The organism is Streptomyces sp. NPDC104313, from assembly GCF_055583985.1.
Genome location: NZ_JBVJMW010000002.1, coordinates 25,712 through 48,463, shown reverse-complemented (window position 1 = coordinate 48,463; position 22,752 = coordinate 25,712). Strand labels below are relative to the sequence as shown.

Here is a 22,752-nt window from a genome sequence, read left to right as displayed (position 1 = left end):
GACCGACTCGGCGGGGGATCATCGGCGATGAACGCTGTCCCGCACGGGCACCCGGGACCGGACCTGATGCAGATCCTCGTCGACGCGCTGACCCTGCTCGACTGCGTCAAGGACCGGAGCCAGCGCGTCGAGTTCGTGGGCACGGTGGGGTACAGACTCGGCGTCGAACTGACCTACCCGGACAGCACGCCCCGGATCGACATGACGCATCTGGTCCGCAAGGTGATCCACCGGCCCGGCGGCCCCGAGGCGCTCGTCTACGCGGTCCGCACGGTCTCCGGCAAGGACGACGCCGAACGGATCGCCGCGGAGGCGGGCATCCGGACCGGCGGCGGCCGGCCGGGTCCCTGGCCCGCGCCGGTCTTCGCCGAGGACCTCGCCCGGCAGGCGCGCCGGCTGCTCGTCGAGGCGAAGGACATCGACGGCGGGCGCCTCGCCGCCCTCCTCGGTGACGAACTGCCCGGAGACCTGCCGGACCACGGAACACCGGCCGAACTCTTCCACCAGGCAATGGACATGACCGCGCTGGCCGACGGTCTCCCCGCAGCCGTCGTTCTCGTCGAGGCCGCCGCCGCCCTGTCGGCCGAGCAGGGCGCGGCGCTGCGCCGGTGGGCGGACCGCTGGGCGGAGGCGGAGGGCCCGGCCGGGGCGCAGGAGGCGCTTGCCGCCTGCCGGCGGCGCCTGGAGCGGCCCGCCGCCCCCGATCCGACGGTGCCCCGGTGTCTGGTCGTCATGGTCGAACCGGCCCGGGACGGTTCACCGGACGTCTTCGTCCGGCACTGGCTCAACAAGGCCCCCGGCTACTGGCGGCCGGAGCAGGGCGCTATGGAGACCGTCACCCTGAACACCCTGGCCGGAGCGGTCGAGCGCGCCGTCGAGCGGGGCGAGGCGCTGTGGACCGGCACCCGGAAGGGGCATGCGGGGCCGCCGGTGCCAGGTGAGCAGGCGGGGAAGGCGGGGGCCGGCGGGGGGCCGGTCCACGTCGAGTTCCTGCTCCCCTTCGACCTGCTGAACCACGATATGGCCCGCCTGGAACTGGGTACCGGAGACCCGAGGCCCCGGCCGATCGGTATGCACTACCGGGTCCATCTGCGCAGTCTGGACCGGATGCGCGGCGACGCCGGGCAGTTGCGCCGCTGGCAGGCCCGCTGGGATCAGCTCCGGACCACGACCGCCCCGGCCCCCCACCGCTGGAGGGCCGCCGACCGGGACGGGTTCGAACGCTGGCGTGCCCATCTCGCCGGGGACGATTCGCTCACCGCGGTCATTCTCGACACGCCCGCCGTAAAGGGGTACGGCCTGGAGGCGTTGCAGGCCGCCGTCGTCGAGGGCGTGGGTGTCGCCGCCTGGGACCGCAGAGCCGAAAGCTCCTCCCGGTCCAGCGAACTGCTCACGCTGCTTCTGGGCCACACGTACGCACAACTGCCTGAAAAAGTGCACCGGTTGAGGGCGGGGGCGGAGATCGAGGAGGACGGCCCGCTGTGGGTGGGCAGGCACATCGCGTTCTTCTGGGACGACCCGTACCGACTGGTCGATCGTGAGGAGTTGTTGTCGGCATGAGCGGAGAGGCCGCTGCCGTACCACCGTCGCCGCCGCCCCCGTGGTGGGTCTTCCACGCGACCGGAAGGGCCCCCGGGGGCGAGCCGCCGGAGCTGCCGACGCCGCCGCCCTGGCGTACGTTCCCCGGCGGACCGCTCCAGCCGCCACCGCCCGAGGACGACCGTGCCGCGGAACGCCGTCTCGGCCGGATCCAGGACGGGCCGCAGCTGCGCCGCGAGGAGATCGACGCGGTCAACGCGGCCCTGCTGCTGCGCCGCCCGCTCCTCATCACCGGCCCTCCGGGCGTCGGCAAGTCCACCCTCGCCTATCTGATCGCCCGTGAGCTGGGGCTCGGCCGGGTCCTGCCCTGGAGCATCGTCAGCCGCAGCACGCTCAGGGGAGGCCTGTACGCGTACGACGCGATCGGCCGCGCCCAGGCGATCGCGGCCTGGCGGGCGGCCGACGCCGACAGTACGCACGCCCCCGCCCCCGACGCCGTCGACGGAGATCCGGACGGACGCGGCCCGACCGGTGAAGGGCCGCCCGCGTTGGGGGACTTCGTCACCCTCGGCCCGCTCGGCACCGCCCTGCTCGCCTACGGGCGCCCCCGGGTGCTGCTCGTCGACGAGCTGGACAAGAGCGACATCGACCTGCCCAACGACCTCCTGCACGTCCTGGAGAACGGCAGCTACGAGATCCCCGAACTCGTCCGCGGCAACGAGGAGTCGGCGACCGTGTTCACCGACGACCCGCGCGGCTCGGCGAGGGTCGAGGGCGGCCGGGTGGAATGCGCGCAGTTCCCCGTCGTGGTCATCACGAGCAACGGCGAACGGGAGTTCCCCGCGGCGTTCCGCCGCCGCTGCCTGCCGCTGGAGATGCTGCCGCCGGGCCGCGAGCAGCTGATCGGCATCGTCGTCAGCCATCTGCGGCAACGCCCGGAAGGTGTCGAGGCGCTGGTGGACGAGTTCGTCAGCCGTCAGCTCGGCGGCGGCACCCAGTCGATCGACCAGTTGCTCAACGCCGTCCAGCTGACGACCGCGGGCGGTTTTCAAGCGGATGCCGACGGGCGTAAGCTCGTCGAGATGCTCCTCCGAGACCTCTCGAAGGGCCGCTGATGAACGGCTTGCCCAGGGAGCGTGCTCCGGACCCCGCGTCCGTGCCGGCCGGCTCCCCCGACCGCGCCACCGGCGACCGACACGAGGACGGCGGCCCGTACGAACCGGGCGGGGCCGACTGGACGGAGCTCGCCGACGCCGCCTGGCTCGCCGCCGCCCGCCTCGACGCCCACCGCACCGCCCCGAACCACCCGCCCCCCGCCGGGCAGCGCCCCGGTGCGCCCGGCCCCGCCCACCCGTCCCCCGACGGGCCCCCGCCCACCGGAGCACCCGACTCCCGCCTCGCCCCGGCCCCCCACCCGCCGTCCGCCCCGGACCCCGCGCCCGAGGCCGTGCCCGGGGTCTTTGGGCTGCCCGGGCCACCGGCGTACGAACGGGAGATCCGGACCGTCCAGGAGCGCACGCGCACCGGCCCCGAACGGCTGCCGGGCCCCCGCCCCCGGGCCGTGCGGACGGCCCCGCCGCGGCTGGCCGGGTCTCTGCGCGGGCTGGGCCGCAGGGTGCCCACCGGGGGCCGGAGCACGCTGGACGAGGAGAGTACGGCCGAGCACGGGCTCACCGACGGGCTGTGGGTCCCCTACTTCCTCCCCGACCGCGAGCGGGCGTTCGACCTCGTCCTTCTCGCCGACCGAGCCCCCACCATGCCGCCATGGCACGGCACCGTCCGGCAGATCGCCGAGGAGGCCGCCCGCAGCGGGGCCTTCCGCGATGTCCGCACGGTCGGGGTGGCCCTGCCCGCCGGGGCCGGCGAACCCACGCTGCGCTGGCCCGGCGGACGCGACGGCGACCCCGCCGAACTGCTCGACGGCCGCGGCTCGCGGCTCTTCCTCGTCGTCACGGACGGACTCGCCCACGGCTGGGCGGGCCCCGGAGCCGATCGGCTACTGGAACGGCTCGCTTCCGGCGGGCCCACCGCGCTGGTCCACCTCCTGCCGCCCTATCTGCGCCACCGCTCCTCGTTGTTCCCCTTCCGTGCCCAACTGGAAGCCGGGGGCTTCGGCGCACCGAACCGGCGCTTCCGCTTCCGCCCGCCGTTCGGCGCGCACGACCCCGTCCGGCCGCTGCCCGAATCGGACGACGACACCGTGCCCGTACCGGTGCTCAGCGTGCGCGCCGGGTCCTTCCGCGCCTGGGCCGACCTGGTGACCGGCGAACGAGGAGTGCGGCGAACACTGCCGGTCGTCCTGGCGGGCGCGATGGCGAAGGGGGCCTCCGCCCCCGGGCTGCGCACCCCCGTCGTCGACGGTCCCCGGGCGGCGGCCGCCGCTGTGCGCCGGTTCCGCTCGCTCGCCAGCCCGCCTGCCCGGCAGCTCGCCGTGCTGCTGGCCCTCGCACCCATGGACTTCGCCGTCATCGACGAGCTGCGCGACCTGGCCCTGCCGGAGGCCGGGCCCGAGCACCTCGCCGAGGTCCTGATGGGCGGGCTGATCGACTGGGACACCGACGCCGGGAGCGGCCCGGACTTCGCCGACGACGTACGCGAAGCACTGCTCGCCACCAGCACCAGAACCCAACTCGCGCGCACCGTGGGCCTGCTGGCGCGGCTGCGTACGGGGCAGGGGCACGGCGCACGGCTCCGCGCGGCCCTCCACGACCCGGAGCGCACCGCCCTCCCCGGTGCGGAGCCCGGCGCCCGCCCCTGGCTCCGGATCGAACTGGCGGTCCTGCGCGCACTGGCGGGGCCCTACGCCGGCCGGGCCGCCAGGGTGGCCACCCGCCTGGTGCGTTCGTCGGACGACCCCCCTGCCCGGCCGGGTGAGATCGATGCGGAACCGATGAAAAATGCCCCGAACTGGGCAAAGCTGCCACCGGACAGCGTCGTTTCACCAGGAGGACCCGTGCCGCCCACGACACCCCCAGCAGCTGACACCTCGGCACCAGCTGACAACACGGCCCGGAGGGCTCACGAGGAGATGGAAGTCAAAGCGCCGGATCCACGCGCCGTCCGTTCGGGCCAGCCGAGGATCATGGGCAACGTGCCGCCCAAGAACCCCAACTTCACCGGCCGCGAGTCCCTTCTCGCCGCCGTGGAGCGGCAGCTGACCGAGGACGAGACGACGGCGGTCCTCCCGCACGCGCTGCACGGCCTCGGCGGCGTGGGCAAGTCGCAGATCGCGGTGGAGTACGTCTATCGCCACAGCGGCGAGTACAACGTCATCTGGTGGATCCCCGCCGAGCAGGAGAGCCTGATCCTGGCCGCGCTCGCCGAGCTGGCGGCCGGCCTCGGCCTGGAGGTCGGGCCGCAGGCGAACACCGCCGTCCCCGCCGTCCGCGAGGCCCTGCGTACCGGCAAGCCCTTCGGTAACTGGCTGCTGGTCTTCGACAACGCGGAGGACATCGAGTCGGTGCGCTCGTACTTCCCCAACGGCGGACCGGGAAAGATCATCGTCACCTCGCGCAACCGGGAGTGGGAACGGGTCGCCACCCCCCTCAGTGTCGATGTCTTCGACCGTGAGGAGAGCATCTCCCTGCTCCAGCGCCGGGCCCGGGGGCTGAGCACCCAGGACGCCGGCCGGCTCGCCGAGGCGCTCGGCGATCTTCCGCTGGCCGTCGAACAGGCCGGCGCCTGGCACGCCGCCACCGGCATGCCGGTCGACGAGTACCTCCAGCTGCTCGACGAACGCCGCCCCGAGATCCTCGAACTGGCCCCGTCCCCGGACTACCCCCTGCCCGTCGCCGCGGTCTGGGACATCTCGCTCGGCCGGCTGTCCGTCGAGAACCCCGCCGCCCGTCAACTGCTCCAGATCTGCGCCTGCATGGCACCCGAGCCCATCCCGCTCAACATGCTCCGCGGTGGCCGCAACGTCCAGATCACCCCGGAGCTGGACCGTGTGCTGCGCGACCCGCTGTTGCTCGCCCGCGCCACCCGCGATCTGAGCAAGCTCTCGCTGGTGCGTCTCGACCACAAGGCCGGCACGCTCCAGATGCACCGGCTGATGCAGAACGTGATCGTCGCCCGGCTGGATCAACAGGAGCGGGAGACGATGCGCAACGCCGCCCACCTGCTCCTGACCACCGCCAAGCCCGGTCTGCCCGCCTCACCTGAGCAGTGGCCCACCTACCTCGGGCTGCTGCCCCACGTGATCGCCTCCGGTGCGGTGAACAGCTCCGACGGCTGGGTGCGCGACCTGGTCTTCGACATGGTCACCTTCCTCTACTACTGGGGCGCGCACGAGGCGGGCGCGGACCTGACCCGGCGGGCGTGGGAGGCCTGGAGCGAGCAGTCGGCCGAGGAGGACCTGCATGTCATCCGGATCACCAAGATGCTCGGCTTCTACCTCCAGCACCTCGGCCGGATCCCGGAGGCCGCGGCCTTGAGCGAACAGGCCATGGAGGTCTCGCGCAGCGCGCCCATCCCGGAGGAGGAGCTCATCGACTCCATGCTCCAGATGGCCGGTTCGCTGCGCTACCGGGGCGACTTCGACGCCTCCCGGGAGCTGAGTGCCGAGGCCTTCGAGCGGTCGAACGACCTCTACGGTCCGGAGGACCCGACGACACTGAGCGCGGCCCACAGCTACGGTGTATCGCTGCGGGTCGCCGGTGACTTCCGGCTGGCGATGGAGATCGACGAAGAGACCGCCAGGCAACGCCAGTTGCTCTACGGCCCGACCAGCGGCCTCACACTCAACACGCTGAGCGCCCTGGCGGCGGACACCCGTGAGGCGGGCGACTTCCCCCGGGCCCGGGTCCTGCAGGAGTCGACGTACCAGACCTATCGGACCCACTTCGGCGCCACCAACGCGGCGACGATCCGGGCCGCCCTGAATCTGGCGATCTGCCGCCGCCGGGCCGGACTGCAGGAGGAGGCGTCGGAGCTGGTCGAGGACATCCTGGAGCGCTTCACCACCCGGTACGGCGCCGAGTACCCGGAGACCCTGGGAGCCGCCATGGCGGCGGTCGTCGACCGCAGGATCGCGGGCCGGCTGGAGGACTCCCGGCGCCTCGGCCGGCAGATCCTGGACCGCTACCGGGACATCTTCGGTGAGCACCACCCGTACACCCTGTGCGCCATGGTCAACGTGGCCGCCACCCTGCGTGCCATGGGCGAGGTGGAGGAGGCCGAGCGGCTGGACACGGTCGCGGGGGTACGGCTCCGGGCGGACCTGGGGGAGCGGCACGTCTACACGTTGGCCGCCGCGCTCGGCCGGGCCAACGACCACTACGCCCGGCTGGACTTCGCGGGCGCCCTGGAGGTGGACAGCGCCACGCTGCCGCTGCTCACCGAGGTGGTGGGCGAGAACCATCCCCTCACCCTCGTCTGTGTCGCGAACCTCTCCCTGGACCAGCGCGGACTCGGCCGTCCGGCGGAGGCGGACCGGCTCAACGCCCAGGCGGTGGACGGCCTGACGCGAGTCCTGGGGGAGCAGCACCCGTGGCGTACCTCGGCCCGGCTGCACCAGCGCATCGAGTACGACGTGACGGTGATCCCGTTGTGAGGCGACGGACCGGGCCGAGACCCCGACACCTCCTCGGGACGACCACGGGGCCCGGCCCGGGCCGACGGGCCGGTTGACCACTGACGGGGGCGACGCATGACCACGGTGATATTCATTCACGGCACGGGCGTGCGGCCTCCGCACGCCCAGGCCCTGTACACGCGGGTCACGGCCTCGCTCGAAGAGGCCGCCCCTGGCGTGCGGGTCGTGCCGCTCGACTGGGGAGAGCGGTACGGGGCCCGGCTCGCCGCGGGCGGGGCCAGCATCCCGCAGGACGGGGCCGGAGCCACCCGACGGGACACGGAGAGCGAGGAGGAGGAGGACGGGACCGCCGCCTGGGAGCGCCTCTACCGCGACCCGGAGGCGGAGCTGGCCCTCGCCGCCGCGCGCGGCCCCTCGGGCGCGATACCGCCGGGTGCGGCCTTCCCCGACGAGGAGTTCCGGGACCGGCTGACGGCGCTGGCCGCCCGGGGCGAGGGGGCCGCCCCGGAGCTGGGCCCGGGGCTCGCTGCCCGGGCCGCCGCCCTGGCCCGTAGTCCCCTGCTGGCCCCGGCCGCCGAAGCCGTGGACCCCGAAGCCCTGGCGACGTTCCTGGCCCGCGCGCTGGCCGCGGCCGTGATCGGCGCGGCCCTGGCCGACGACGTGCCCGTGATCCCCGACGGCGCCACCCGCGACGCCGCCGTGGACCGGATCGCCCGGCAGCTCGGCGCCGCGGCGCCCGGTACCGGCAGGGGGCCGGTGGGCAGGCTGGTCGCCCGGCCCGTAACCCGGCTCGGCTCCCGTTACGCGGTGCGCCGCCGCCGCGCCCTCACCGGGGCCGCCCACCCGGCGGCGGGAGACGTGCTCACCTTCCTCGTCCGCGGCGGCCCCCTGCGCGCCGCCCTGCGCGAGCTGGTCGCCGCCGTGGAGCCCCCGGTCGTCCTGCTCGGCCACAGCCTCGGCGGGATCATCGCCCTCGACACCCTGATCGAGGCCCCGCTGCCCGGTGTCCGGCTGCTGGTCACGGTGGGCTCGCAGGGGCCGTTCCTGTACGAGACGGGGGCGTTGCCCCACCTCGAACACCCGGAACCGCTGCCCGCCCACGTCCCCGTCTGGCTGAACATCCACGACCGCCGCGACCTGCTGGGCTTCGCCGCCGCACCGCTGTTCCCGGGCCGGGCCGAGGACATCGCGACCGACAACCGGCAGCCGTTCCCCGCCGCCCACAGCGCCTACTGGACCGATCCGGCCGTCTACCGCGTCATCGCGGAGCGGCTGCCGTGAGCGCGGGCGGTGTCGACCCGGCACGGGTGGTGGCGCTCGTCGTCGCCGTCGAGCGGTACACGGCCGGCCCGCACTGGACGCTGCCGGGGCCGGTCCGCGACGCGCTGCGCTTCCGGGACTGGCTGCGGTCCACGGGCGTACCGGACGCCAACATCCTGCTGCACCTCGCCCCGGCGCGGGGAACGGACGAGGCCACCGGCCACCGCGGTGCCGATCACGAGACCCTGCGTCGGGTCCTGGTCCACGAGTTGCCCGCCCGGCAGGGGGACGTGCTCTGGGTCTGGTGGGGTGGGCACGGCGTCCTGGACCGGGACGAACACCTGCGGCTCTACTGCGCCGACGCCACGGACGCCGACCGGCGCAATATCGATCTGGAGTCCGCCCGCCGCCGCCTGAGCAGCGATGTCCTGCCCGGCTTCGCGGAGCAGAACTGGGTCGTGGACGCCTGCCAGACCTTCGAGGAGCGCCACCGCCCGGCCGTCACGATCCCGGACGGGAGCCTCCCCACCGGGCAGCGACTGCGGGTGCACCGGCAGAACGTGCTGCTGGCCGCCGACCGGGGGCAGCGTGCGGCCAACGACCCTGTACGCGGGTCGGGCGTCTTCTCGGACATCCTCCTGAGTGAACTGGCGGACCTGCCCGGCGGTCCGGCTCCCGACCCGGAGGCGCTTTTCGCGGCCGTCCGGGACCGGTTCGACCGGCTGCGTGCCGAGGGTAGCCACAGCCAGCTCCCCACACTCCGGTTGTACCGTCCCGGACACGCCGAGCACCTGCCCGGCCGTCCGTCGACACCGCCACCGGGGAACGGAGTTCGCCCCGGATCCGACCGGACGGGTGGCGGGCTGGTCCGGGTGGTCGAGGCGCTCCTCGCCTATCCGCTGATGAGCGACCGGGACGAACGCCAGACGATGGTCGGGGAGCTGGACCCGGTCCTGGTGGCGCGGATGCCGCGGCACGCGGTGCCCCGTACGGACGTCCTGGGCATCCTGCGGACGCTGCGGCGGCGTCCGGAGGGCCCCTGGGACCTCTACCGGGCCGTCACCCTGCTCGACGACGACCCCGGCAGGGCGGCCGAACTGGAGGAAGCTCTGCGGGAGTTCATGGTCGAGGGCCGGACCGGTCCGGCCGGTCCCTGATCGTACGGCGTGATCGCACGGGTTTCCGGAAGGCAACCCATTCGTCATGATGGGAAGGGACGGGTGGCATGGTGTGCCGCCGGACCGAAAAGGGGGAGAAGGCCTTGCAGCAGACGGCATCGGCCGGTGATCCGGCCGACTACCTGGAGTCCGATGTGGCGGACCTCGCGGAAGTGGGCGTCGCCACCGTGCGCGCCCTCGCTCCCGCGCCCGGACAGCGTCTGCTGGAGGAGATCCGAAGAGCGCGCACCAGCACGCTGTCCGAACCCCCCACCGCTCGCGCCGACTGAGCGCTGTGCGGCCCGCCCGGGAGAGACCTCGCGGGTCACGTCAGGATCATGACAGAGGAGCGCGGGTGCACAGACCGATGCGGATGCCCGGCCACTGGTTCGACGAACTCGCCGAGGGCGGCGGCTCGGTGGAGAGCGTGGGCTTCCTCCTGAAGGGCGAGCGGGCCCGACGCCTCGTCCTGCTGCGCGAGTTGTTGGGCCGGCTGGAGGAGCGGCCCACGCTGCTGGGCCCCGCCGACCTGGGCGCCATCTGGCGGACCGTCGAACGGGCCGAGGCCCGCAGGCCGGACTGTGTGGAGGAGTTGCTGCTCAGCCCGTCGGTGGGGAGCTGGCTCGCCCATACGCTGCGCCGCTTGCACGGTACTTCCGCCGGCCCTCCGCTGTGGGTGGACGCCGGACACCTGGCCGGCGTCGCCCTGGTGGCCGCGTTGAAGGCAGGGACGGCAACCGGGCTCGTCGTCCCCTCGAGGGAGGGTGCGGTCGCCCTGCCGACCCTCGGCCTCGCCCTGCTGCCGGGCACCCCGCTGCTGGGCTACCAGCCGGTGCACGCGCGCGTACGGGAGGGGGAGCTGCTCCTCGCCCCGACCGTAAGGGGCACCGGGGCGAGGGCCCTGACCGTGCGACCGCTCACCGCGCCGCCGAGCGCCCTGTGGTGGCCGGCGCACCGGCTGCCGGTCCGGCCGGGCGGGCCCGAGGTAGCCCTCGACGACACCGACCCGTACCGCGACCTCGACCGCCCGATCCCGCCCGGCCGGCTCGCTCCGCGCGAACTCGACGCCTGGCAGCGCCTCTTCGCCGAGGCGGTCGCGCTGCTCGGCCCCGCGTCCGGCCCGGCGGCGGGCGTCGGCGCCGGCCCGCGTTCGGCCGGTACGGGGCCGGGCACCCTGCGCCCCGAGGAGATCAGGCGCATCGTGCCCTGGCCGGGACGGTTACGACACGGCCCCGTCGCAGGGCTCAGCGCCTCCACCGCCGACGCGTTCGGCTCCATGGTGGTGGCCCGGCCCCCGGACGGCGCGGCGCTCGCGGAGACGATGGTCCACGAGTTCCAGCACAGCAAACTCGGCGCACTGCTGCACCTCTTCGCGATGCTCGACGACGACCGCGAGGAGCGGCACTACTCCCCGTGGCGCCCTGACCCGCGTCATCTGCCGGGGCTTCTCCACGGGGCGTACGCCTTCGTCGGCGTCGCCGGATTCTGGCGGGAGAGGATCGGTGACCGGGCGGCCGATCCGCTGGACCTCGCGCCCTTCCGGTTCGCGCTTCGCCGGGTCCAGACACGTATGGTCCTGCGGACCCTGGCGACCCGCGCCGCACTCACCGGGCCGGGCCGCCGACTGGTCGCCGGACTCACCCGCACCGTCGACGGCTGGCTGCGCGAACCGGTGGACGGGCGGGCCGTGGCGCGTGCCCGCGCCGCGGCGGCCGGGCACCGGGTCGAGTGGCGGCTGCGCAACCTACGGTGCGCGGACGAGGAGCGTGCCGGGCTGGCGGCGGCGCTGCGCACGGGGGCCCCGCCGCCGCCCGTACAGCGGCCCCTGCTCGTCCCGGCGTCGGAACGCGCGCACTGGCAGGACGTGCGGGGCGCGCTCTACCTCCGCCCGGACCTCGCACCGGACAGTGCGCCGGACGTCGCTGCTCCGGACAGCGCGCCGGACCTCGCGTCGGTCGCCCTTCCGGACCTCGCCCCGGTCACCGCCGCCCGTGGCGTCCGCCCGGAGGCCGCGGCTCCGGTCCGCGCCGATGTGCTGCTGGTCCGAGGGGACGCGGCGGCGGCGCGGATGGCGTACCGGGAACGCTGGTCCGCCGCGCCGGGGGACCCGCACGCGCTGGCGGGCTGGCTGCTGGCGCACACCGCGCTCCACCCCGGCCACCGACGGCTCCTCGCCCGCCCGGAGCGGTTCGCCGCCGCCGTCGCGGGGCAGGGGCCACAGGTGTGGGAACACGCAGCCCACCGGCTGGCGAGGACGGAACCGCCCGCCTGACCAGCGCCGGGACGTCCCGCACGGAGCCCGGACCGGACCTCGCGGGGTCCTCCACGCGTGAGGCGCATCACTCTGCGTGAAATTCTCGGCATACATTCCGCCGGACCGGGGAGGGGTCCAGGCCGCTGATGCGGCTGTACCCCGGTCGACCGCGCAGCACGCCCCGGCCGAACCGGAGGGGGCATTTCAGGCACGGAAGGCGAAAATCGATATGTCGGCGCTCAATACCATCCACATCGACGGCACTTGGCGGGCCGCCGGATCAGGCGCGACGCGCGAGGTCATCGACCCCGCCGACGCCACGGTCCTGGCCGTCGTCGCGGAGGGCGGGGCCGAGGACGCCGACGCGGCGATCGCGGCGGCGCGACGCGCCTTCGACGACGGCCCCTGGCCGCACAAGCCCGTCGCCGAGCGGGCCGGGCTGCTGCGCCGGGTCGCCGACCTGCTCCAGCGGGACCGTGAGGAGATCGCGATCACCGAGAGCCGCGACACCGGCAAGACCTTGGAGGAGGGCCGGGTCGACGTCGACGACGTGACAGGCGCCTTCCGCTACTTCGCCGATCTCGTGATGAACGAGAGCGGCGGCCGGGTCATCGACGCGGGTGACCCCGACATCCACAGCATCGTCGTCCACGAGCCCGTCGGTGTCTGCGCCCTGATCGCCCCCTGGAACTACCCCCTCCTCCAGGCCAGCTGGAAGATCGCCCCGGCCCTCGCCGCCGGCAACACCTTCGTGCTCAAGCCCAGCGAGGTCACCCCGCTCTCCACCGTCCACCTGATCAAGCTGCTCTCCGAGGCCGGTCTCCCCGACGGCGCGGCCAACCTCGTCACCGGCGCGGGCGACCCGGTGGGCGCGCGGCTCTCCGAGCACAGCCACGTCGACCTGGTCTCCTTCACCGGTGGCCTCGCCAGCGGCACGAAGGTGGCCCAAGCCGCCGCGCCGACCGTGAAGAAGGTCGCCCTGGAGCTGGGCGGCAAGAACCCCAACGTGGTCTTCGCCGACGCCTGCGCCACCGACGAGGGCTTCGACACCGCCGTCGACCAGGCGCTGAACGCCGCGTTCTTCCACAGCGGCCAGGTCTGCTCCGCCGGGTCCCGCCTGATCGTCCAGGACACGGTCAGCGAGCGGTTCGTCACCGAGCTGGCCCGCCGCGCCGACGCCATCCGCCTCGGCCGGGGCACTCTGGAGGGCGTCGAGTGCGGCCCCCTCGTCTCCGCCCAGCAGCTCGCCAAGGTCGAGGCGTACGTCGCCTCCGCCCGCGAGGAGGGCGCGATCGTCCGGGCGGGTGGCGAACGCCCGGGGCCCAGCGACGTACGGCCCGAGGGCGGTTACTTCTACCGGCCGACCGTCCTCGACGGCTGCCACCGAGGGATGCGGGTGGTCCGCGAGGAGACCTTCGGCCCGATTCTCACCGTCGAGACCTTCCGTACCGAGGAAGAGGCCATCACGCTGGCCAACGACACCGACTACGGCCTCGCGGGCGCCGTCTGGAGCACCGACGCCGGCCGGGCCCGCCGGGTCGCCGGACGGCTGCGCCACGGCACCGTCTGGATCAACGACTACCACCCCTACCTGCCGCAGGCCGAGTGGGGCGGCTTCGGGAAGTCCGGGACGGGGCGCGAGCTCGGCCCGACGGGGCTCGCCGAGTACCGCGAGTCCAAGCACATCTACCAGAACCTGAACCCGCGCCCCCAGCGCTGGTTCGCCGGCTGAGCCTGTGGGGACCGGGCCACTCCTCTCCGAAACGCCCGGTCCCGCCCGGCTGTTCGCAGCACCACGTACACGCACGAACCTTGCAGAAGGAGCAGTGACCGATGCCTTCCACCCCCCGCGGCACCGCAGTCCCCGACGGCCCCGTGGCCGACTACGTGATCGTCGGCGGCGGCACCGCCGGCTCGGTCATCGCCTCCCGGCTCACCGAGGACCCGGATGTCACCGTCACGGTCGTCGAGGGCGGCCCCACCGATATCGACCGGGACGACGTGCTCACCCTGCGGCGCTGGCTCGGCCTGCTCGGCGGCGACCTCGACTACGACTACCCCACCACCGAGCAGCCGCGCGGCAACTCCCACATCCGGCACAGCCGGGCCCGGGTCCTCGGCGGCTGCTCCTCGCACAACACCCTCATCAGCTTCAAGCCGCTGCCCGGCGACTGGGACGAGTGGGCCGAGGCGGGCGCCGAGGGCTGGGGCGCGGCCGCGATGGACCCGTACTTCGCCAAGCTGCGCAACAACATCGTCCCGGTCGACGAGAAGGACCGCAACGCGATCGCCCGCGACTTCGTCGACGCCGCCCAGCAGGCAGCCGGCGTCCCGCGCGTGGACAGCTTCAACAGCGAGCCGTTCCACGAGGGCGTCGGCTTCTTCGACCTCGCCTACCACCCCGAGAACAACAAGCGCTCCTCCGCCTCGGTGGCCTATCTCCACCCGCACATCGAGGCCGGCGACCGGCCCAACCTGCGGATCATGCTGGAGACGTGGGCGTACCGCCTGGAGTTCGACGGCGCCCGCGCCACCGGCGTACACGTGCGGACGAAGGACGGCGCGGAGATCCTCCTGCGCGCCGCCCGCGAAGTCATCGTCTGCGCGGGCGCGGTGGACACCCCCCGGCTGCTGCTGCATTCCGGCATCGGCCCGCGCGAGGACCTGGCCGCACTGGGCATCGACGTCCGCCACGACCTCCCGGGCGTCGGCGAGAACCTGCTCGACCACCCCGAGTCCGTCATCGTCTGGGAGACCGAGGGGCCCATCCCGGAGAACTCCGCGATGGACTCCGACGCGGGACTCTTCGTGCGCCGCGACCCCGCATCCCGGGGCCCGGACCTGATGTTCCACTTCTACCAGATCCCGTTCACCGACAACCCGGAGCGGCTCGGCTACGAGAAGCCCGAGCACGGGGTGTCGATGACCCCGAACATCCCCAAGCCGCGCAGCCGGGGCCGCCTCTACCTCACGAGCGCCGACCCCGAGGTCAAGCCGGCCCTGGACTTCGGGTACTTCACCGACGAGGACGACCACGACGGCCGCACCCTGGTCGACGGCATCAAGCTCGCCCGGAGGATCGCGGCCACCGAGCCGCTGGCCCACTGGCTGAGGCGCGAGGTCTGCCCCGGTCCCGAGGTCACCTCGGACGAGGACATCAGTGAGTACGCCCGCAAGGTCGCCCACACCGTCTACCACCCGGCCGGCACGTGCCGGATGGGCGCCTCCGACGACCAGCAGGCCGTCGTGGACCCGCAGTTGCGCATCCGGGGCCTGGAAGGCATACGGATCGCCGACGCCTCCGTGTTCCCGACCATGCCCGCCGTCAACCCGATGATCGGCGTCCTCATGGTCGGCGAGAAATGCGCCGAACTCCTCGCGGACCAGCCACGTGACGCCGTGCCGGTCACCAGCGCCGGCACCGGAGGCGATGTCCGATGACCGCAACCGAGACCCTCAAGGCCACCGGGAGCGCCGCGTCCGAGGGGAACACGGGGGCCCCCGTGTTCTCCGTGCGCAACCTCTGGAAGGTCTTCGGCCCCAAGGCCGACCGGATCCCCGGCGGCGAGCACGCCGCGCTCCCGCCCGCCGAACTGCGCGAGGCCACCGGCTGCACCGCCGCCGTACGCGACGTCTCCTTCGACGTCCGCAAGGGCGAGGTCTTCGTCGTCATGGGCCTGTCGGGCTCCGGCAAGTCGACCCTCGTGCGCTGTCTGACCCGGCTCATCGAGCCCACCAGCGGCTCCCTCGCCATCGACGGCGAGGACATCCTCGGGATGGACCGTGCCCGGCTGCGCGAACTGCGCCGCCACCGCGCCGCGATGGTCTTCCAGCACTTCGGACTGCTGCCGCACCGAACGGTGTTGGACAACGTCGCCTACGGCCTGGAGATCCAGGGCCTGAGCAAGGCCGAACGCCGTTCCAAGGCAGCTGAGTTGGTGGCCAAGGTGGGCCTCGCTGGTCTGGAGGACCGCCGCCCGTCCCAGCTCTCCGGCGGCCAGCAGCAGCGCGTCGGGCTCGCCCGCGCGCTCGCCGTCGACCCGTCCGTCCTCCTCTTCGACGAGCCGTTCAGCGCGCTGGACCCGCTGATCCGCCGCGAGATGCAGGACGAAGTGGTCCGGCTGCACCGCGAGGAGGGCCGCACCATGGTCTTCATCACCCACGACCTCAGCGAGGCGCTGCGCCTGGGCACCCGGATCGCGCTGATGCGCGACGGCGGCATCGTGCAGCTCGGCACCCCCGAGGAGATCGTGGGCTCGCCCGCCGACGACTACGTCCGCGCGTTCGTCCGCGACGTGCCGCGCGAGCAGGTCCTGACCGTCGCCACCGCCATGCGGCCCGCGCTCGCCGGGGAGAGCGAGCGCGGCCCGGCCGTACGCCCCGAGGCCACCGTCTCCGAGGCCATCGAAGCGGTCTCCCGCTCCGGCGAGCCCGCCGCCCGGGTGATGGAGCGCGGCCGGCTCGTCGGCGTCGTCGACCACGCGTGCCTGCTCGACGTCGTCGCCGGAACGACCGGACCCGGGCACGCGACCGCGCCCACGTCCCGGACCGGTGCCCCGGACGCGCCGGACGGCTCCCGCGAGGTGACCCTCTGATGGCCACCGCCCGCGCCACCCCGGCCGGCCCCGTGCGAGCGGGCGCGCGCCGGGGGCCGTCGGCCGCGCTCCGCGACCGCCCGGCCGCCGCGAAGCTCCTGCTGATCGCGCTCGTCGCCGCCGTCGCCGTCCCCGTCGTGCACGGCCGCTGGGGCGGTGGCGTCTGGCCCGCCGCGCTGACCGCCGAGCTCTCCGCGCCGCTCGGTGACGTCACGGACTGGATCGTCTCCAACCGCGACAGCCACCCGCTGTTCCTCTACTTCCTCGGCCACATCAGCAACGCCGTCGTGCTGTCGGTACGCGGTGTCTACCTGGTCCTCCTGGCCCTCGGCTGGGCCGGCGTCACCGTGTTCGCCGCCGCCGTCGCCTGGCGCGTCGCGGGGGTCCGCCTCGCCCTCACCGCGGCGCTCTCGTTCCTGGTCTGCGGGCTGCTCGGCATGTGGGTGCCGACCATGCAGACGCTCGCGCTGATGCTCGTCGCCGTCCTCGCCTCCGTCGTGCTGGGGCTGCTCCTCGGCCTGGCGGCCGGGCTCTCGGACCGTGTGTTCCGCATCCTGCGCCCGGTGCTCGACACCATGCAGGTGCTGCCCGCCTTCGCGTATCTGCTCCCCGTGGTGCTGGTCTTCGGCATCGGCGTCCCCGGAGCCGTCCTCGCCACCGTCGTGTACGCGGCTCCGCCGATGGCCCGGCTCACCGCGCTCGGCCTGCGCGGCGCGGACGCCGGCGTCATGGAGGCCGTCGCCTCCCTCGGCGCGACCGGACGCCAGCGGCTGCTGAGCGCCCGCCTCCCGCTGGCCCGCAGGGAACTGCTCCTCGGCCTGAACCAGACCATCATGATGGCGCTCTCCATGGCCGTCATCGCCTCCGTGATCGGCGCGGGCGGCCTCGGCGACCGGGTCTACCAGGCCCTGTCCTCCGTGGACGTCGGCGCCGCTCTCGCCGCGGGCATCCCGATCGTGCTGCTGGCCGTCGTGCTGGACCGTACGACGGAGGCGGCCGGCCGCCGCATCGGCGCCGAGCCCACCGGTCCGGCCCTGCTGCGCGGCCCGCGCGGCTGGACCCTGGCCGCCGTGGTCACCGCGGCCGTCGCCGTCGCCGGACGGGCCACCGACGGCCGGGTCTGGCCCGAGGACGTGACCCTGGCCATCGCCGGACCGGTCAACACCGCCAAGGACTGGATGGTCGACCACCTCTACACCGGGGTGCCCGTCGTCGGCGGCACCGCCGACCTCGCCTCCCACTTCACCAGCGGCGTCCTCAACCCGCTGCGCAGCGGGCTCACCGGTCTGCCCTGGTGGTCGGTGCTGCTCATCGTCGCCGCCCTCGCCTGGACCATCGGCACCTGGCGGACCGCCGCCACCGCGGTCCTCGCCATGGCCGCGATCGGCGTACTCGGCGTGTGGGAGCCCTCGATGGACACCCTCAGCCAGGTGCTCGCCGCCGTCGCCGTCACCCTGGTCATCGGCTTCGGCGTCGCCGTCGGAGCCGCCCGCAGCGAACGCCTGGAGAGGCTGCTGCGACCAATCCTGGACGTCTTCCAGACGATGCCTCAGTTCGTCTACCTGATCCCCGTCGTCGCCCTCTTCGGTGTCGGCCGCGCCCCCGCCGCCGCTGCCGCGGTGATCTACGCGCTGCCCGCCGTCATCCGCATCACCACCCAGGGGCTGCGGGGCGTCGACCCGGCGGCGATGGAGTGCGCCCGCTCGCTCGGCGCGACCCCGGGTCAGCAACTGCGCCAGGTCCAGATCCCGCTGGCCAGGCCGTCCCTGCTGCTCGCCGTCAACCAGGCGGTGGTCCTGGTGCTCGCCGTCGTCATCATCGGCGGACTCGTCGGCTCCGGCGCACTCGGTTACGAGGTGGTCCTCGGGCTCGCGCAGGGCGACCTGGCCACCGGCCTCGTAGCCGGAGCGGCGATCGTCTGCCTCGGTCTGACGCTCGACCGGGTCACCCAGCCCACCACCCGCCGCCAGCGACAGGAGAGCTGAGATGAACCGCTCCCGCACCCGCCTGCTCGTGGCGCTCGCCTCGACCGGGGCCCTGCTCGCCACGGCCGGCTGCGGCGCCGCCGACATGACCGAGCAGGCCTCTCCCTTCGCGGCCCCCGCCGGGGTCAGGACGGTCACGCTCTCCGTCCAGTCCTGGGTCGGCGCCCAGGCCAACGTCGCCGTGGCGGAGCACCTCCTCAAGGAGGAACTCGGCTACCGCGTCGACCTCGTCCAGACCGACGAGGTCCCCGCCTGGGACGCCCTCAGCCAGGGCCGCGTCGACGCGATCCTCGAGGACTGGGGCCACCCGGACCAGGAGAAGCTGTACGTCGACGAGAAGAAGACCATCGTCCGGGGCGGCGACCTCGGGGTCACCGGCCACATCGGGTGGTACGTCCCGAAGTACTGGGCGGACGAGAACCCCGATGTCACCGACTGGAAGAACCTCGACACGTACGCGAAGGAACTCACGACCGCCGAGAGCGGCGGCAAGGGCCAGTTGATGGACGGCTCGCCCTCCTACGTCACCAACGACGTGGCGCTGGTGAAGAACCTGGACCTGGACTACCAGGTGGTCTTCGCCGGCTCCGAGGCGGCCCAGATCACCCAGATCCAGCAGTTCGCCAAGGAGAAGAAGCCCTTCCTCAGCTACTGGTACCAGCCGCAGTGGCTGTTCAACGAGGTGCCGATGGCCGAGGTGAAGCTCCCCGAATACACCGAGGCGTGCGCGGCCAAGGACCCGGCCGACATCGACTGCGCGTACCCGACGACACCGCTGCAGAAGTTCCTCAACGCCGACTTCGCCGAGCGCGGCGGCGAGGCGTCCGCGTTCCTGAAGAAGTTCCACTGGTCGGAGAAGGACCAGAACGAGGTCTCCGAGATGATCGCCTCGCAGAAGCTCACCCCCCAGGAGGCGGCGAAGCGCTGGGTCGAGCGCCACCCCGACATCTGGAAGAAGTGGCTGCCGAGGGACTGACACGGTCCGGTGCCCGGCCCCTCTCCCGAGGGGCCGGGCACCGCTCCGCTATCGCGCCCGGACCGTCGCCAGGAGGTCCCGGTCCGGCTGGAGCGTCAGACCCGTCAGCGGCGTGATCACACCCGGGTCCACGTTCAGGGTGAAACGGCGGGCCAGCACGGCGAGGAGGAGGACGGACTCCACCATCGCGAAGCGCGTGCCGATGCAGACCCGGGGACCGCCGCCGAACGGGAACCACGCGTACTCCGGGATCTTCTCGCCGCCCGTGGCGTCCCAGCGCTCGGGCCGGAACTCCTCCGGCTCGGGGAACCACCGGGCGTCGCGGTGAGTGGCCCACTGGCTGCTCCACACCCGGGTGCCCTCCTCGACCGGCAGGCCGCCTATCGTCGCCCCCTTCTTCGCGATCCCGGTGATCAGCCAGATCGCCGGGAACAGCCGCAGGGTCTCCTTCACCACGGCCTGGGCGTAGGGCAGTCGCGCGTAGTCCTCGAAGCCGGGCTCCCGGTCGCCGAGCACCCGGTCCAGCTCCTCGGCGAGCGCGTCGCGGACCCGGGGGTTACGGGCGAGCAGGTACCACGCCCACACCAGCGTCGTACTCGTCGTCTCATGACCACCGATGTACAGCGTGACCGCCTCGTCCCGGATCTCCTCGTCGCTGAGGTGTGCCCCGCTCTCGTCGACGGCGCTGAGCAACCGGCTGAGCAGGTCGGGGCGTTCCTCCTCACCGTCCCGGTGCCGGGCGACGACCCGGCGGACCTCGGCGTCGATGACGGCGGCGGCCTTCCTGATCCGAGCCCGGCCCGGTGTCGGCACCCAGTCCGGCAGCAGCGCTCCGAGCCCGGCGAACTCCTTGCCGATCTCCATCTGGGCGATGTCCATCGCACGCCCCATCGCCTCGGAGTCCGCAGGGGTGTCCACGCCGAAGATCGTGCGTACCGCGATCTTCTGGGTCAGTGCGGACATCTCCCGCTTGACGTCGACCCGTTGGCCGTCCGCCCAGCGGTCCGCCAGCTCCACCGCACAGTCCGCCATCGTGGTCGCGTACGACGTGACCTGCCTGGGCCGCACGGAGGGCTGCACCAGCGAGCGCTTGCGCCGCCAGTCCCGGCCCCGCGCCACAAGCATCCCGTTGCCCAGCACCGTACGGAACGCGATGCCGAGCTTCGGCTGGTCGAACGTCTGCTCCGTCTTGGTGAGCAACTCGCCTATGCAGTCGGGGTCGGCGAGGAAGACGCACCGGTTGCGGCCGAACCGCCATCTCACCATGTCCCCGTGACCGCGGAGGAGTTCGAAGAACGCGAGCGGGTTCTTGCCGAATCGCGGCAGATTCCCCACGAGCGGCAGCCCCTTGGGGCCCGGCACGAACGCGTGGCCGTGAGGCGGGGTGTCGAGCGCCGGGCCGGTCTGCGTGGACATCGAGGAACTCCGCTCCCTGGGGCGCGCCGCCACCGGCGCGCGACTGTTCGAGCTCTATCGAACAGGATGGGGGCGGCACTCCGCCAGGGCGGCGACAGGCGTGGCCGGAATCAGTCAGGCACCCTGCGGAGCAGGCGAGTCGGGGGCAGTCGCCAGCTGTTCGCCCGCTGATTCCGGCACCACGACGACCTGGTGCTCGTCCTCGTACACGACCCTGCCGGGGATCCGCGGACTCCCGCCGCCCATCCCGCTTCCCTCCGCCGTGGCCGGTGAGGGGTTCAGCGTAGGCCCGGGGCGGGCGGCACGGCTCAGAGACCGACGATCAGCTGGATGCAGACGATCTTGACCAGGATGGCGAGTGCGAACAGCGTCGCATAGCCGTTGTTGATCCGGCTGTCGCTCGCCCGGCTGTTCGCGTACGCCAGGATCGCCGGATTGCCGACGTAGCCCGACAGCAGCCCCATGGTCCGCTCCCGGCTCTGCCCCAGCGCCTTCGCGACCAGCACCATCAGGGTGTAGCTGACGACCGCGCCGATCGCCAGCACGGCCACCAGCTTCAGCCCGAAGAGGGAGAAGGCGTTCTCCCGGAACGAGTAGCCGGAGGTGAGGCCCACGACGGCGAGGAAGAGCAGCAGCCCGATCTGGCGCAGGGTGAGGTTGGCGCGGGTCGGCAGGGTCCACACCAGGGGGCCGGTGCGCCGGCGCCAGCCGAGGATCATCCCCATCACCAGCGGTCCGGCCCCGGTGCCCAGGGCGAGCGTGGTGGAGCCCAGGGTCAGGGAGGGGATGCCGACGAGGAAGCCCAGGGTGAGACCGAGCCCCAGGCTGACCGCGCTGACCTCGCTGACCTTCGCCTCGGTGTCCCCGAGGTAGGTGGTGACCTCGCCCGTCCGCTCGCGCGGCATGACCACCCGCACCCGGTCGTCGAGCTGGAGCGGCAGGTCGTCGTGGGCGAGCATGTCGAAGTCGCCCCGCCGCACCCGGCTGACGAGGGCCCCGTACTTCTCGCCGAGCCCCAGCTCCCCCACGGTGCGCCCGGCCAGGTCCGGGTTGGTGAGCAGGACCCGCCGGTAGTCCACCGCACTGCGGTCGTCCAGCAGATGGCGCGGGGCGAGGGCCCCGAGCGCGTCCGTCGCCGCCCGTACGTCGTCCTCGCCGCCGACCAGGACGACCCGGTCGCCGGAGGAGAGACGGTCCAGGTCCCGGGCGACCCGGGTCACGCCGTCCGCGGGACGGTACCCGCTGGCCAGCACCCGGTGCGCGGCGACGCCGGGCACGTCCGCCCAGCGCAGCTCCCGGGCCACCAGGACCGTACGGGTGACGAGGGTGGACGGCAGGCCCGAGTCGGGGTCCCGGCGGGCGGCCCAGTGGCGGCGGGCCGCGATCGCCGAGACGAACAGGATCGTGATGACGACGGCGAGCGGATAGCCGATGGCGTAGCCCACGGCGGGCTGGGCCGGATCCGCGGAGGCCTCCTGGGCGGCGGCGAGGCCCGGGGTGGTGGTACCGATGCCCGCGTACCCGCCCGCGAGGAACGGTCCGTCGATGCCGAACCCGCGGTGTCCGACGAAGCCGACCACCGCCGCCGTCAGCGCCAGGGCCACCACGGCTCCGGCCATCACCGGGAGCTGGCCGCGCAGTTCACGGAAGAACGCGGGGCCCGACTCGAGGCCGACCGTGTACACGTACAGGGCCAGGCCCAGCGCCGAGACCCCGGCCGGCACGGCGGCGGCGATGTCCTCGTCGAGTGCCCCGACGAGGAGGCCGACGAACAGGACCCCGGCCGAGCCGAGCCGGACCGGGCCGAAGCGCACCATGCCGAGCAGCGCGCCGAGCGTGATCACGGTGAACACCGCCACCCACGGGTTGTCCGCGAAGAACTGCCACACCGGTCGTGCCTCCCCTGTTCCGACGATCCCGCCCCCGTCGGGGGCCAGGATCTTCGAGGCCGGGCAAGGCCGCCACTCGGGGAGCGTCGGCTCCTTCGCTCGGACGCCGGGCGGCACGTGATCCGGCCGGCCACGGCCCCGCGTCAGC

General features: G+C 73.5%; 15 protein-coding genes. 12 read left to right on the top strand and 3 right to left on the bottom strand.

Annotated features, from left to right (window positions below):
• The first annotated feature begins 27 nt into the window (after window positions 1-27).
• The 12 genes from ACZ60Q_RS04195 to ACZ60Q_RS04140 all read left to right on the top strand — a co-directional run bounded on the left by ACZ60Q_RS04195 (window position 28) and on the right by ACZ60Q_RS04140 (window position 19,299).
• A complete protein-coding gene (locus tag ACZ60Q_RS04195) occupies window positions 28-1,560 on the top strand; it encodes a VMAP-C domain-containing protein (protein WP_469628134.1) in 1,533 nt (510 codons plus the stop codon).
• Complete coding sequence (locus tag ACZ60Q_RS04190) at window positions 1,557-2,654, top strand: AAA family ATPase (RefSeq protein ID WP_469628131.1); 1,098 nt, start codon at window positions 1,557-1,559, stop codon at window positions 2,652-2,654. The genes ACZ60Q_RS04195 and ACZ60Q_RS04190 overlap by 4 nt, the downstream gene beginning before the upstream one ends.
• On the top strand, window positions 2,654-7,090 hold the full coding sequence (gene fxsT, locus ACZ60Q_RS04185) for an FxSxx-COOH system tetratricopeptide repeat protein (RefSeq protein ID WP_469628128.1): 4,437 nt from the start codon (window positions 2,654-2,656) through the stop codon (window positions 7,088-7,090). The genes ACZ60Q_RS04190 and fxsT overlap by 1 nt, the downstream gene beginning before the upstream one ends.
• A 96-nt stretch (window positions 7,091-7,186) precedes the next feature.
• Complete coding sequence (locus ACZ60Q_RS04180) at window positions 7,187-8,353, top strand: alpha/beta fold hydrolase (protein ID WP_469628125.1); 1,167 nt, start codon at window positions 7,187-7,189, stop codon at window positions 8,351-8,353.
• Window positions 8,350-9,489 (top strand): effector-associated domain 2-containing protein, encoded by a 1,140-nt coding sequence (locus tag ACZ60Q_RS04175; RefSeq protein WP_469628122.1) that lies wholly within the window; start codon window positions 8,350-8,352, stop codon window positions 9,487-9,489. Before ACZ60Q_RS04180 ends, ACZ60Q_RS04175 begins: the two co-directional genes overlap by 4 nt.
• Before the next feature lie 104 nt (window positions 9,490-9,593).
• A complete protein-coding gene (locus ACZ60Q_RS04170; protein ID WP_469628119.1) occupies window positions 9,594-9,779 on the top strand; it encodes a hypothetical protein in 186 nt (61 codons plus the stop codon).
• 65 nt (window positions 9,780-9,844) lie between these two features.
• Complete coding sequence (locus ACZ60Q_RS04165) at window positions 9,845-11,761, top strand: aKG-HExxH-type peptide beta-hydroxylase (protein WP_469628117.1); 1,917 nt, start codon at window positions 9,845-9,847, stop codon at window positions 11,759-11,761.
• 211 nt (window positions 11,762-11,972) lie between these two features.
• Window positions 11,973-13,475, top strand: a complete 1,503-nt coding sequence (locus ACZ60Q_RS04160) for an aldehyde dehydrogenase family protein (protein ID WP_469628114.1) — start codon at window positions 11,973-11,975, stop codon at window positions 13,473-13,475.
• A gap of 101 nt (window positions 13,476-13,576) precedes the next feature.
• Window positions 13,577-15,184, top strand: coding sequence for a GMC family oxidoreductase (locus tag ACZ60Q_RS04155; protein WP_469628111.1), 1,608 nt, complete (start codon window positions 13,577-13,579; stop codon window positions 15,182-15,184).
• Complete coding sequence (locus ACZ60Q_RS04150; protein ID WP_469628108.1) at window positions 15,181-16,338, top strand: quaternary amine ABC transporter ATP-binding protein; 1,158 nt, start codon at window positions 15,181-15,183, stop codon at window positions 16,336-16,338. The genes ACZ60Q_RS04155 and ACZ60Q_RS04150 overlap by 4 nt, the downstream gene beginning before the upstream one ends.
• Window positions 16,338-18,323, top strand: coding sequence for an ABC transporter permease (locus tag ACZ60Q_RS04145; protein ID WP_469628105.1), 1,986 nt, complete (start codon window positions 16,338-16,340; stop codon window positions 18,321-18,323). The genes ACZ60Q_RS04150 and ACZ60Q_RS04145 overlap by 1 nt, the downstream gene beginning before the upstream one ends.
• 1 nt (window position 18,324) lies before the next feature.
• Window positions 18,325-19,299, top strand: a complete 975-nt coding sequence (locus ACZ60Q_RS04140) for an ABC transporter substrate-binding protein (protein ID WP_469628102.1) — start codon at window positions 18,325-18,327, stop codon at window positions 19,297-19,299.
• 48 nt (window positions 19,300-19,347) lie between these two features.
• Here the strand turns inward: ACZ60Q_RS04140 and ACZ60Q_RS04135 are convergent, their stop codons facing one another.
• The 3 genes from ACZ60Q_RS04135 to ACZ60Q_RS04125 form a co-directional block, all read right to left on the bottom strand.
• Window positions 19,348-20,715 (bottom strand): cytochrome P450, encoded by a 1,368-nt coding sequence (locus ACZ60Q_RS04135; protein WP_469628099.1) that lies wholly within the window; start codon window positions 20,713-20,715, stop codon window positions 19,348-19,350.
• A 114-nt stretch (window positions 20,716-20,829) separates the two neighbouring features.
• Window positions 20,830-20,961 (bottom strand): hypothetical protein, encoded by a 132-nt coding sequence (locus ACZ60Q_RS04130; protein ID WP_469628096.1) that lies wholly within the window; start codon window positions 20,959-20,961, stop codon window positions 20,830-20,832.
• 62 nt (window positions 20,962-21,023) lie between these two features.
• Window positions 21,024-22,604 carry an aspartate:alanine exchanger family transporter gene (locus tag ACZ60Q_RS04125; RefSeq protein WP_469628094.1) on the bottom strand — a complete coding sequence of 527 codons (1,581 nt, stop codon included), beginning with the start codon at window positions 22,602-22,604 and terminating at the stop codon, window positions 21,024-21,026.
• Window positions 22,605-22,752 lie beyond the last annotated feature (148 nt).